This is a genomic window from Exiguobacterium sp. s191 (genome assembly GCF_018618955.1).
GTDB classification, from domain to species: domain Bacteria; phylum Bacillota; class Bacilli; order Exiguobacteriales; family Exiguobacteriaceae; genus Exiguobacterium_A; species Exiguobacterium_A abrahamii.
In genome coordinates, this window is record NZ_JACSNC010000004.1 from 156701 (window position 1) to 170196 (window position 13496).

The window sequence follows — 13496 nt, forward strand, 5'->3', positions numbered from 1 at the left end:
CGTAATGGACCGTTCGACCATTGATTCCTATGAAGTCGTCATTCAAGAATTCCCTTTACCCGCTTTCATATTGAATACTGACTTGACCATCCGCTCTTGGAATGAGCTAGCCGCACAGCAATGGGGCTGGACACAACAGGAAATCGTTGGCCAGATCGTCCCACTTCTCGAACGGGAAGACATAGCATTCAGCCAACAGATTTGGCATGCCTTCTTGGAGCGCCGTCAATCTGTCCAATTACCGAATGCCTCCTTGTTGCATAAGACGGGCACTTCTGTAACGTCAACACTTCTTTTATCTCCTTTACTTGATGATACAGGAACCGTTATTGCCGCCTTTGTTTGCTGTTTACCTTCAGCTGAGCAACAAACGAACATGAAACCACTCTTCCAAGGGTTGATAGATTTGCGTCATGCATTCGATCAGATTGCTTCTGTCGCCGTCTTCGATGCACGAGGAACGATCACGTACGTGAATGATCAACTCATCGATGTGACAGGATATTGCTCTGAGATGCTTCTCAACCAGCCTTGGTCACTCATTTTAGATAAATCCAGTTCCGTCGTTTCGGAGATTCGTGCACAACTTCGTGAACGAAAAGCCTGGTCTGGTCGCCTTAGCCTCACTTCGCAAACTGGCGAACGAAAACATCTACAAGCGACGCTCATTCCAATCTATGATGCGAACGGTGTTCGCTTCCAACATTTGTTCATCGGGAACGACATCACGGAAACAACAGCACTTGAAGAAGAACTTGATTTTTTAGTGCACCATCACGAGATGACACACCTATTGAATAAACGTGGATTTTTACGCGAAGGTGAAGCCTTATTCCGCTCTGCTGCGTCGCATGATCCGATTGCACTCATTTTGTTCGATATCGACCGTTTTAAAGTTATCAACGATTCGTTTGGAACACATGTCGGTGATCAACTACTTCAAGCAATGGCAACACGCCTTTTGCAACACACGACAGGCATACTCGCTTTTCATCCGACGAGTGATCTATTCGGTGTCTTACTACCTGCGCCTTCGAGCAATCTGCTCTTCCAATATGCTCGGAAATTACAACAAGCACTGCAACGGCCTTATTATATCAATGGTCACTCATTGATTGTTTCTTGTACATTCGGAATCACTGTCTATCCATCCGAAGCCAAAACACTTGAAGATTTATATCGCCGGTCGGAAACAGCTCTGTATGCGGGAAAATCGATTGGTACTGGAACGATTCAGTATTTAACGCACGAGATGGATACACAATTCACACGGAAAATCCAACTCGAGCGCTCCCTTTTCACAGCACTCGAAGATCAATCCCTTTATCTTGCTTATCAACCAATCATTGAACTTCAGACACAAGCCGTTAAAGGCTTCGAAGCTTTATTACGCTGGAATCACACGGCCCTCGGGAGTATTCCACCAGATGAGTTCATCCCACTCGCTGAGGAAGCTTCACTAATCACACCAATTAATAACTGGGTCATCATTGAAGCTTGTGAACAGCTCGCGAAGTGGCAACAGACAATTGACCCTAAACTGACGATGGCAATCAATATCTCACCGCATCAGTTCCAAAGCGACTCCTTCATTCGTACATTACAACACATCGTAACAGAACGATTGGTATCGCCATCTTCGATTACTTTGGAGATGACGGAAAATATCGCGATTCTCCAGACGCAACGAACAGTCGAACGCATGCACCTCATCAAGTCGCTCGGCTTCCGTTTATCGATCGATGATTTCGGTACCGGTTATTCTTCTTTGCAGTATCTCAGTGCTTTTCCAATCGACGAATTAAAAATTGATAAAGTATTCATTGATGGTCTGGCGACAAATGACCACGCCTTGCTCGATTCCATCATTCAACTTGGTCACAATCTAGAGTTGAATCTTGTCGCTGAAGGTGTTGAGACAGAACACGCGTTAAATTATCTAAAAACGACATCGTGTCAGCACATGCAAGGATTCATCTTCTCTGAACCTCTATCCGTACAGGATGTCGAAAAAAGATTTTTAACACCTTAATCAAAAAAGAAGTCACGGTGGATGAAAACCACCGTGACTTCTTTTTCATAGCGTTTCTTACAATTGAATTTCCCCGACGACCATTCCGTAAACGGCTACTCCTGCTAATACAACAAGGACCATGCTGGCAATCCACTCATAACGTGACATGCCCGTCCGTTGCTGTTCTCGCTCTGCTAACGCATACGCGAGAATCCCTGGAGCATAGACTAATGCCGCGATGACGATGTACCAGATACCCGACGCATAGACGAGCCAAATCGAATACGCAGATGCGATGATGGAGAAAAGCAACATTTTCTGATTGCGCTCTTCGCGCGATATCCGAATGCTATACAACGCTGATAATAAATATGGTAATAACGCACAAATCCCAGCGATACTCGACAGGACAAGATAGGTTTGCGCTGAGAAAAGCGCGATTCCTGCGACGACCTGTGTCGCGATTTGTGTAATCAACAGCGCACCGACTGGAGCACCTTTCCGGTTCGTTTTTGCGAATGCTTTCGGAAATGCGCCGTCTTTTGCAACGAGATACGAAATCTCCGATGCGAGAATCGTCCATCCGAGAAGTGCACCGGATAGTGAGATAATCAAACCGATCATGATGATCGTCGCACCGATTGGTCCAATCGCTGCCTCTAATACATATGCCATCGTCGGTTCTTTTAATCCAGCTAGTTGTTCTTGACTAAGCACTCCGAGTGATAAAACGGAAATCAAGATATAGATGACTAACACGCCAACAAGTCCTGTTACTGTCGCTTTCCCGACATCACTTCGGTTTTTGGCACGGCTTGATAAGACGACAGCACCCTCAATACCGACGAACGCCCATAGCGTGACGAGCATCGTTCCTTTTACTTGATCAAAGATCGAACCGAGTTCTGTTCCCTCTCCCCAAATATCCAGATTAAACGTTTTGATATTAAAGGCAATTCCTACTAGAAGAATGAAAATCAAGATTGGGACAAGCTTTGCGATCGTTGTAATCAGATTGACGAGCGTCGCTTCCTTGATTCCGCTCGAGACGAGCCAGAACAATCCCCAAATGACGACCACACTCATCAAAAGGAGGAATATTCGATTTTCTGCTGCGAAAATCGGGAAGAAATAACTAATCGCATTAAACACGAGCGTGATATTCGCAACCGTTCCAATCCACGCCGATACCCAGTATCCCCAAGCACTGTTAAAACCGACGAAACGTCCGAATCCTTCACGCGCATAGGCATAGATGCCGCCTTCGAGCTCTGGTTTACTATTTGCGAGATGCTGGAATACTAGCGCTAGCATGATCATCCCAATCCCCGTGATACTCCATCCAATGAGGATAGGTCCTGCACTTGCACTTTGGGCCATTGCACCAGGAAGGTTAAAAGCTCCTCCACCGACCATGGAACCGATGACCATTGCAGCGAGCGCAAAGAACCCGATTTTTTGCTGATTCATGATGAGACACTTCCTTTTTCGTATATCTATTACATCTTACGTATATTCATTCGAAAGACACAAAAGTCATTATAACAAATCACCTTTTAAAGTAAAGAAAGGATTTGAGACGAATGAACTGGATCCATGTATTTCAGCTCGAAGACCTCCTAAAACTCCTATTAGCCGCCACACTTGGAATTTTCATCGGATTCGAGCGTGAAATCAAAAATAAACCGGTTGGTATACGCACTAGCCTCGTAATTACCCTGATCAGTTGTCTGTTAACCATCGTTTCCATCAAATCGGTCTTACTCTACCACGACATGGCGACGAATGTTCAGATGGATCCGATGCGTCTCGTCGCCCAAATCATAACCGGAATCGGTTTTATTGGCGCTGGTGTCATCTTACGTCGACCACATGATATCGTCAGCGGACTGACGACTGCCGCTATTATTTGGAGTGCAAGTGGGATTGGGATCGCTGTCGGTGCAGGTTTCATCTGGGAGTCGATTTTTCTCGTTCTCTTTCTCTTCCTCTTACTGGAAGGCTTAACTCGGATGATGGGTCGTATCAACAATAGTCGGTTCGAAGCAAATGTCCTCGTTGCGCATCTTTTACTTCCTTCTGGACTTGATCCGACAGACATCGTTCTTGCTCTTGAGCGTAAAGGTGTACGTATTACGAATATGCGTTTACGTGGTGATCCCGTTCGATTGACGTTACGAATGTATTCCCCTCATGCGTTGACCTTATTCCTACTTTATGACTATTTGAAATCGCTTGGACTTGAGGATATAGACCTTGATCAATGAGAATTGTCAGAAAATTTATGTTGCATTTTTAATCACTTTCACTTAAATTAACAATATGTTCACATTTTTCTGAAATATTTAACACTAACTCTCGGGGGGTCATCGTTCCATGAATAAACCATCGAAAATCGCTTTTGCTGGACTTTCCAGCATCGCGCTTCTTGCTGTCGCTGCATGCGGGCAAGGAAATGACGAAAACACAAGCGGATCAGATTCGAAAAACAAGAAAAAGGAAGTCACACTCGTTTCGACGACGGATGTACCTCAGTTAGATCCGACGAAAACGACAGACTCGACTTCCATCATCGTCACGAACAACGTCTTCGAAGGGCTGTATCGTCTTGATGGAGATAACAAACCGACACCTGGAATCGCAGAAAGCGTTGAAGTGTCGGACGATAAAAAAACATATACGTTCAAACTGCGTAAAGATGCGAAGTGGTCAGATGGATCAGCCGTCACAGCAGATGATTTCATCTATGCTTGGAAACGTGCACTCAATCCAGAGACAGCAGCAGAATACGCGTACATTCTACAAGATTTAAAAAATGCCAACAAAATCATGGCTGGAGACGCTGAACTTGATGAACTGGGCGTCAAGAAAGTCGACGATCAGACACTTGAAGTCCAACTTGAAGCTCCAGCACCTTACTTCCTTGGTTTGACGAGTTTCCCGACGTACTTACCATTAAAACAATCATTCGTCGAAGATAAAGGCGATAAGTTCGCGACAAGTGTTGATACAATGGTCTTCAACGGACCTTTCGTCCTCGATAAATGGCAAGCGAATGCTGGTTGGACATACAAGAAAAATCCAGATTACTGGGATAAAGCGAATGTTAAGATGGACAAAATCGATGTCAAGGTCGTCAAAGAAATCTCAACTGGCGTCAACCTGTTCGAAGCGAAAGAAGTCGATTTTGCACCAATTACGTCTGAATTCGTTTCGCAGTACGAAAAATCAGATGATTACAAGACGCGTCCAGATGCTCGGATCAACTTCCTTCGCTTTAACCAAAAGAATAAAGCATTGAAAAACAAAAACATTCGAAAAGCGCTCGCGCTTGGTTTTGAAAAACAAGGGATTACAGATGTCATCCTAAATGACGGATCAAAACCTGCAAACTTCATCGTCGCGAAAGACTTCACGTTTACACCAGATGGGGAAGACTTCCGCGCGAAGTATCCGGATCTACAAAGCTACGATGCTGACGCTGCGAAAAAAGCTTGGGATGCTGGCTTGAAAGAACTCGGTGTGAAGACAGTCGAACTCAGCATGCTCTCACGAGATGAAGATGCCTTCAAAAAGGTTTCTGAGTACTTAAAAGGAGATCTTGAGAAGCACCTGCCTGGTTTGACGATCAAAATCAAACAACAACCGTTCAAGAACTTCCTCGAACTCGAATCGAAGGGAGATTATGATATCTCTGCTGCTGGTTGGGGACCTGACTACCAGGATCCAATGACGTTCCTCGATATGTGGTTAACGGATGGAAGCTTCAACCGAATGGAATACTCGAACAAAAAATTCGATGATCTCATCAAGGGAGCAAAACAACAAGCAGATGAAGCGAAACGTTGGTCGGACATGCAAGAAGCTGAAAAAATGCTGTTGACAGAAGACTATGCCATCGCACCAATCTACCAAAAAGGGGAAGCTTACTTACAACGTACAAACATTGATAAATTATACCGTCACCCATTCGGTGCCGATATGAGCTTTAAATGGATGGAAGTAAAATAACCCTTTAAAACATTGATGAACAAGTAGCGGACCTCGTTCCCTACTTGTTTTTTTATTTCCAGACGTGATTCTCAGAAAACAACAAAGACCCCTTCTGACGGAGCCATCGGGGGTCTTTACTGTGCAATTTGTTTATAAAAAGCAATCTCTTCATCCTGTCCTTCCTCAACTGCTCGGAAGAATTCAGCGAAGTAAGCATAAAGAACGGTGCGTTCCTCATACGTCGGTCGAGCTTGACGAATGACGGAGAATGCAAGATTTCGCAACTGACGTTTCGTTCGTCGATGTGTTGGTAACGCATGGAACTGACGCGTGAATGAACGATAGACATCGGCAATCAAAGCTTCATGCCCTTCAAAATAAGTCTTATCCATAATGATGATCTCCTTTCTAATCTTGTTGTCCTACTATTTTCTACGATCCTTCTAGATAAAAGTTTCATAGAAAGTGAGGTTTCTCACAAATGATATAGAACCTACTATAACAAGCTTTTCAAAATGATTCAATATCCAAACTATTAAGTTTCATTAAGGATTTCTAACCGTTTTGTAAAGTGACTTTTTTTGATTTTAACGTAACTTGATTGACAGAAAAACGGTCTGAGTCCCGGAATGAGACTCAGACTCGCGACGGACATCAATCTGCTTGTACTGAAATATGCTGAAAGTGTTTTACGTCGAATAATCCACTGTCGGTCAGCTTTAACTCCGGAATGACCGGTAAGCAAAGGAATGACATCGTCAAATAGGGATTAAAGGAACGATCCGCCTCTAACACATCGAGGGCATCATTCAATGCTTCGAGTGTATCTCCAACTTCTTGGAAGGGACGATTCGTCATCAGTCCAGCGATTTCAAGCGGTAACTCAGCAAGTACCTCTTGCCCATTGACGGCAATGACTCCCCCACCCGCTTGGACGAGACGTTCCGCAGCCAGTTGCATTTCCTCATCCGACGCGCCAACGATGACGAGGTTGTGCGAATCATGGGCAACAGTCGCCGCAATCGCTCCGCGTTTCATCTTGAAACCTTTGACGATACCGACTGCCGAGAAGGATGTGCCGTGATGCCGTTCAATGACAGCGATCTTCAAAAGATCCTGCTCCGGTACAGGCACGAAATGTCCGTCTTGAAGTGGAACATCGAGAACCAGATGTTCCGTGACGATGCTTTTTGGAATGACTCCGATCACATGCGCCCGTGCTGATTCAAGTGGCAGCGCAAATACTTCCGGCGTAATCGGTTTTGTATTCAATGCACCTCGTAACGATTCTGGAACATGCGCGCGCCGTACTGTTCGGGTCGTTTTTCCTGCTCGTGCGACACACTCACCTTGAATATAAACCTCGTCAATCACGACGTTATCGGCATCGGATAACAGGACGAAGTCCGCCCGGCGTCCCGGCACGATAGCTCCACGATCGTCTAAACGATACGCGTTCGTCGCATGCAACGATGCCATCGCATACGCTGTCTCACGTTTAATCCCATGACGAATCGCATAGCGGATATTATAGTCGATCGTTCCTTCTCGTAACGTATCATCCAAATGTTTATCGTCCGTACAGAAGAGGAAACGGCTCGCGTTGCTCTCTGTCACGGCATCGAGTACTTCCTTCAAGTTTCGGGCAGCTGATCCTTCCCGCACTTCGACATACAGACCACGACGCGCTCGGGCGATCGCATCTTCCTTACTGACAGATTCATGATCCGTTCGAATTCCGGCGACACCATAAATGTTAATTTCGCGTGGTCCAAGTCCCGCAGCATGACCATCGACCAGTTTTCCTGCGTCTTCGATCTGTTTAATTTTTTGGAGCATATCGCGATCGGCTCGTTCGACCGCTGGATAATCCATGACTTCTCCTAAACCATGGACACCAGGATGATTGACGAACGGTGCAAGTGCCGCCGCATCAAGTGATGCTCCCGCGTGTTCAAACGAAGTCGCCGGTACGCAGCTCGGTAGCATCATCCGGACATCAAGCGCGAGACCTTCAGCATCGTCTAGCATGAAGGATAATCCTTCTGCTCCTTTGACATTCGCGATCTCATGCGGATCGGCGATGATCGTCGTGACACCTAACGGTAAAATCGCTTGTTCATACTCACTCGGTGGCACCATCGATGATTCAATATGGACGTGGGCATCAACGAAACTTGGCGCGATGAAAAGTCCTTCTCCCGGACGATTCTCGATTCCCTCATACCCCTCTCCGACAGCAGCAATATAACCTGAATCAATCGCTACATCTGCTGTATATGTCTCACGTGTCATGACATCAATGACTGAAATATTCTGATAGACGACGGCTGCTTTCTCTTTTTTTGCAGCAATCGCGATCAATCGTTCACGCACTGTTTGTTCCATCCTGTCTCCTCCTGTTGTAAGCGTATTTTTACCATCTTACAATTAGTTTGGAAGCTGTTGCAATTTATTTTTTGTAACGTCAAGATGAAAGAGTATCGATTTAATGTCTGAGGGGGAAAAACGCATGAAATATAGTGTCGGTTCACTTGTTCCAAACATCGATCCATCCGTTTATTTAGCGGACGGATCTAAAGTCATCGGAGAGGTCACGATCGGAAAAGACTCATCTGTCTGGTTCAATACGGTCATCCGGGGAGATGAAGGTCCGATTCACATCGGGGAACGCGTCAACATCCAAGATGGTTCGATGATTCATCAGTATGAAGGGTATCCGACCATCATTGAAGATGAAGTGACGATTGGTCATATGGCGATGATTCACGGCGGAATCATTCGAAAAGGAGCGTTAATCGGAATGTCGGCGACGATCCTCGATGAAGCCGAAATCGGAGAAGGGGCATTCGTTGCTGCAGGGAGTCTTGTGCCGCCAAAAATGAAGGTACCTGCCGGCGCGATGGTCATGGGGGTTCCTGCAAAAATCGTCCGGGATATCAGTGACCATGATCGATTCATCATGGAACGAACAGTCCGAAAATACGTGAAACGAGGGCAGCAGTATGCTGACAGTTGTGAAGCCATCACAGAGGATTTGACAAGTTTGTGAGAACGTTTACAAAGTTCACGGGTTCTTAACACCTCCCCTCTTCCGTCTTTACAATTCTTTCGTACACTAAAGGTGTAAGAGATGAATCAAGACACAGAGAGGGGATTTTATATGATTCCAGTATACGAAGAACGCATCATGTCTGATTTGTTTTCATCTACGAATAACCCAAGTTACGGTTTGCCGACGTTACCCGAATCGGAAACGGATTGGTTGACAGTCGAGATCCAAGCACGTATCGTTAAAGATGCCGAGCACCGCCTTGGAACATTAAACCGAGAGGAAGAACGTGTATGATTCAGCAACGCACTGTTCGCGCTTGGCTCGCTAGTCGCATCAAAAAATAATTTAATCACTTGATTACGTATTTTCCAAAACGATATAGCGCGTCAGCGCGCATACAAAAAGAGCCGAAGCGGATTCCCGCCTCGGCTCTATCTGTTTATTTTGAAATTAATCCTTCTTCGATCAAGAAATCACGCGCGACTTTTTCAGGACGCTGTTTCTCGACATCTGCTTTGTAATTCAATTCTTGCATCTTCTCATCCGTAATTTTATCTTTTAACGTGTTGAGGACTTTTTTCAGCTCCGGATGTTCTTCAAGTGTTTCTTGACGAACAAGCGGTACCGCATAGTATGGTGGGAAGAATTTTTTATCGTCTTCTAGCACTGTTAAATCGAATTTTTGTAACAAACCATCTGTTGAGAAGCTATCGATGACGTTCGTTCGACCATTTGTCAGTGCTGTATAACGGAGTCCTCCATCGACGGGTTGTACATCTTGGAACTTCATATCTGGATACTTTTTCTTCAGACCAAGATAACCATCTTCTCGGTTCGCAAATTCGATTGTTGATCCGAGAATCAAACGATCACTGACTTTTGACATATCTGATACCGTCTTCAAGTCATATTTTTCGATATCTTCTTTCGTCATAGCAAGGGCATACGTATTGTTGAAACCGATTGGGTCCAGGACGTCGACCTGACTTTTCTCAGGAATCATCTTCCCGACTTTTGCATAGACCGTTTCCGGATCCGTCTCAACGTCTTGCTTGAGCACGTCGATCAATAAAGTACCTGTGTACTCGACATACGCGTCAATTTCCCCTTTTTCAAGCGCCCCGTAAGCGACTTTCGTCCCCCCGAGGTTCAATTGACGTTCGACTTCCAAATCCGTTTTATCTTCGATTAAATCCGCTAACATATTTCCGAGAATCAATTGTTCCGTAAAGTTCTTCGATCCGATGACGATCTTATCTTCCTTGAGGAAAGAGTAAGCGACCGTTCCACCGATTAATAAGAAGACGATACTTGCAATCGCGATCTTACGTCCAGCTGGCATCGCCTTACGACGCTTCCGTGCCTTATTCTTGATCCGACCATCTGCAAGTGGAATCCCATTTGGCGCCACGGAGTATTCAATCCGACTGACGACGAAGTCGATGACGAGTGCTAAAATACCGGCTGGAATTGCTCCGGCAAGAATCTGGTTATTATCAACTGTTTGAATACCTGAGAAGACGAGGTAACCAAGACCACCGGCACCGATGAATGCTGAGATCGTCATTAAACCAACAGCTGTAACGGCTGAAATTCGAATCCCTGCCATCATGATCGGCAAGGCAAGTGGAATCTGAACCTTACTGAGGATTTGCCGATCCGTTAAACCAATTCCTTTAGCTGCTTCGAGCGTGTCCCCTGGAATGCTCGACAGACCCGTGTACGTATTTTTAACGATTGGCAAGAGTGAATAAAGCACGACCATGATGATCGCTGGTGTCGATCCGATACCAATGAACGGAATCAAGAAACCAAGTAAGGCAAGACTCGGAACGGCTTGCACGACACTCGTCAGCGCAAGGACAGGTTTCGCGAACTTTTGGTAACGGGTGATCAGGATCCCGATCGGAATCCCGAGAACGACCGCGATGACGACGGCAAAGACTGTCAGCTGTAAGTGCTCTAGCAATAAATCACCGATCTGATCGGTATTATTTTTTACATAATCAAAGAATCCGTTCATTGGACTTCCTCCTCATGAATGAATTGCTCACTCAAGACGGAAAGTAAGCTACTACGTGTAATCAACCCTCTGAGTTTTCCTGTTGCATCCGTTACTGGTAGATAACCAGTCTCTTCCTGATTCATGACTTCAAGAACATCGAGTAATGAATCGTGTTCATTGACGGCGATGATTTCGCCCTCCATCACTTCTTCAATCCGTTGGCTCTTATCCGGAATCGTCTGGATGTTCTTCAACTTAATCAGCCCTTGTAAGACGCGGTCACGATCGGTGATCAACAGGCTGTCGACTTTGCGTCCACGCATGATTTCAATTCCCTGCAACAACGTCCGTTTGCCACTGATTGAAACTGGGTCCTCGATCATGATATCTTCTGCCTTGATGAATTCTGGACTACTCCAGATTTTATTTTTTCCGATGAACGATTCGACATATTCATCTTTTGGATGACGCAAGATTTCTTCTGGAGTATCGAACTGGACGATTTCCCCATCACGCATGATACATATCCGATCCGCTAACTTGATCGCTTCATCCATATCATGGGTGACGAAAACGATCGTCTTTTTCACTTCTTCCTGCAAGTTAAAAAGTTCTTCCTGTAGATCGTTACGGGTAACGGGATCGAGTGCACTGAACGGCTCATCCATCAAAATGACATCAGGATCATTCATTAAAGCTCGTGCGAAACCAACACGCTGTTGCTGCCCACCACTGAGTTCGCTTGGATAACGATCGATGAATTGCTTTGGATCAAGCCCGACCATCGTCAACAGTTGTTCTGTCCGTTGATCCATCTCATCGTGGTTCTTCCCCTCAAGCCCAGCAATCAATTGAATGTTTTCCCGGACCGTCATGTGAGGGAACAAGCCGGTTTGCTGAATGACATATCCCATATGACGTCTTAATTCGATCGTGTCCGTCTTCATGATGTCCTTCCCGTTGACCAAAATCGTGCCTGAAGAAGGTTCGATCAGTCGATTGATCATCTTAAGTGACGTCGTTTTCCCACAGCCACTTGGTCCGATGAAAACAACGAGTTCACCCTTTTGAATCTCGAGCGATAAGCCTTTCAAGACGACATTGTCCTTAAACTGCTTACCGACGTTTTTGAATTCGATCATTCCTTCTCACTCCTTTTTACTATTTCCATATATTATGGTTTCCCAAAAAGATTACGGTTTAAACAAATTTTCTGTAATTTAGTTTTATTTCTTTGCAAAACGGGAATTTCTTAGTTCTTTTTTTAAAATAAAGGGAATACCTTAATAAAGAGTACTTGTAAAGCATGTTTTTGATGAAGGAGGTACTAGACGATGAACATCAAGAAACCTACCATCATGATGATCGGATTACTTCTCCTTAGTCCACTTTCGATTCCTTCACAGGTTAATGCGGCGAGCTCTACGTTCGTCACGAAAGGAACGACGACACAAAAAGTCGTCGCATTGACGTTTGATGACGGTTCAGATGGGACGAACATTGCAAAAATCTTAAGCATCTTGAAAAATAACCAAGTGAAAGCGACTTTCTTTTTGACAGGCAGTGGTGCAAACAATCATCCTCAATCGATCAAGAACATCACAACTGCCTCTCCTACACACCAAATCGGCAATCACTCGTATTCGCATCCGGATTTTACGACCTTAACAGCAAGCCAGATGACGAGTGAATTATCCCGAACAGAATCTCTCATCCGGTCCTTGACCGGAAAAACGACGAAACCAATTTTCCGAGCGCCGTTCGGTGCAAGTAATAGTAACGTATTGAGTGCCGTTGGGGCGGCAGGTTATACGAAAACGATTCAATGGAATATTGATACGACGGATTGGAAAGGCATCTCTTCAACAGCCATCTTGGATCGTGTATTACCAAAAGTCGTTCCCGGATCGATTATTCTGATGCATACCGGTGCTGGTGCGAAAGGAACACCGACCGCCTTGCCGACGATGATTTCAAAACTAAAAGCAAAAGGCTATTCGTTCGTCACGATTTCAGAACTGTTACGGTCACCGACTTCAACCGGTACGACGTATACCGTCAAAGCTGGCGATACACTCTATTCCATCGCCCGCAAATACAACGTCTCGGTCTCTGCCCTCGCGAGTGCGAATAACATCACGAACTGGAATCTGTTGAACGTCGGTCAAGTCTTGAAAATTCCAACAACGACTTATACGGTTAAAGCCGGTGATACACTTTACTCGATTGCGACACGATATGGTGTCACCGTCACAGCATTGATGCAGGCAAACAACATTACGAATCCGAACCTATTGCTCATTGGACAAGTCTTAAAAATTCCAAACTGAATCTGCTGATCACAACAAAAAAAACGATCCCTCTCTATTCAAGAGAAGAATCGCTTTAGATCGCATGCATGAAATCGGCGCGATAGCGTCGGTTTTTTT

At 45.1% G+C, this 13496-nt stretch carries 11 protein-coding genes; 6 read left to right on the forward strand and 5 right to left on the reverse strand.

Features of this window, described 5'->3' with window-relative positions; genetic code table 11:
- The first annotated feature begins 4 nt into the window (after positions 1-4).
- Entirely contained in the window at positions 5-2032 is a 2028-nt protein-coding gene (locus KNQ09_RS15400; protein WP_214858942.1) for a putative bifunctional diguanylate cyclase/phosphodiesterase, read from the forward strand.
- 57 nt (positions 2033-2089) lie between these two features.
- Here the strand turns inward: KNQ09_RS15400 and KNQ09_RS15405 are convergent, their stop codons facing one another.
- A complete protein-coding gene (locus KNQ09_RS15405; protein ID WP_214858962.1) occupies positions 2090-3487 on the reverse strand; it encodes a basic amino acid/polyamine antiporter in 1398 nt (465 codons plus the stop codon).
- Between the two features lie 110 nt (positions 3488-3597).
- Here KNQ09_RS15405 and KNQ09_RS15410 point away from each other — a divergent pair, with 110 nt between their 5' ends.
- Positions 3598-4281: an MgtC/SapB family protein gene (locus tag KNQ09_RS15410; RefSeq protein ID WP_195865866.1), complete on the forward strand. Its 684-nt coding sequence runs from the start codon at positions 3598-3600 to the stop codon at positions 4279-4281.
- A 109-nt stretch (positions 4282-4390) separates the two neighbouring features.
- Entirely contained in the window at positions 4391-6025 is a 1635-nt protein-coding gene (locus KNQ09_RS15415) for a peptide ABC transporter substrate-binding protein (protein ID WP_050678072.1), read from the forward strand.
- Between the two features lie 116 nt (positions 6026-6141).
- Here KNQ09_RS15415 and KNQ09_RS15420 read toward each other — a convergent pair whose 3' ends face one another.
- Together KNQ09_RS15420 and ade are read right to left on the reverse strand one after the other, a co-directional pair.
- Positions 6142-6399: a hypothetical protein gene (locus KNQ09_RS15420; RefSeq protein ID WP_023467133.1), complete on the reverse strand. Its 258-nt coding sequence runs from the start codon at positions 6397-6399 to the stop codon at positions 6142-6144.
- A gap of 262 nt (positions 6400-6661) precedes the next feature.
- Complete coding sequence (gene ade, locus KNQ09_RS15425; RefSeq protein ID WP_214858943.1) at positions 6662-8395, reverse strand: adenine deaminase; 1734 nt, start codon at positions 8393-8395, stop codon at positions 6662-6664.
- 124 nt (positions 8396-8519) lie between these two features.
- Here ade and KNQ09_RS15430 point away from each other — a divergent pair, with 124 nt between their 5' ends.
- Together KNQ09_RS15430 and KNQ09_RS15435 are read left to right on the forward strand one after the other, a co-directional pair.
- Positions 8520-9059, forward strand: coding sequence for a gamma carbonic anhydrase family protein (locus KNQ09_RS15430; protein ID WP_214858944.1), 540 nt, complete (start codon positions 8520-8522; stop codon positions 9057-9059).
- A gap of 111 nt (positions 9060-9170) precedes the next feature.
- Positions 9171-9356: a hypothetical protein gene (locus KNQ09_RS15435; RefSeq protein WP_050678068.1), complete on the forward strand. Its 186-nt coding sequence runs from the start codon at positions 9171-9173 to the stop codon at positions 9354-9356.
- 145 nt (positions 9357-9501) lie between these two features.
- On the opposite strand, the gene KNQ09_RS15440 is transcribed toward KNQ09_RS15435, so the two are convergent.
- Both KNQ09_RS15440 and KNQ09_RS15445 read right to left on the reverse strand, forming a co-directional pair.
- Positions 9502-11085 carry an ABC transporter permease/substrate-binding protein gene (locus KNQ09_RS15440; RefSeq protein ID WP_029340779.1) on the reverse strand — a complete coding sequence of 528 codons (1584 nt, stop codon included), beginning with the start codon at positions 11083-11085 and terminating at the stop codon, positions 9502-9504.
- Complete coding sequence (locus tag KNQ09_RS15445) at positions 11082-12209, reverse strand: ABC transporter ATP-binding protein (RefSeq protein WP_029340778.1); 1128 nt, start codon at positions 12207-12209, stop codon at positions 11082-11084. The genes KNQ09_RS15440 and KNQ09_RS15445 overlap by 4 nt, the downstream gene beginning before the upstream one ends.
- A gap of 192 nt (positions 12210-12401) precedes the next feature.
- Between KNQ09_RS15445 and KNQ09_RS15450 the strand changes: the two genes are divergently transcribed.
- Positions 12402-13397, forward strand: a complete 996-nt coding sequence (locus KNQ09_RS15450) for a LysM peptidoglycan-binding domain-containing protein (RefSeq protein ID WP_214858945.1) — start codon at positions 12402-12404, stop codon at positions 13395-13397.
- Positions 13398-13496 lie beyond the last annotated feature (99 nt).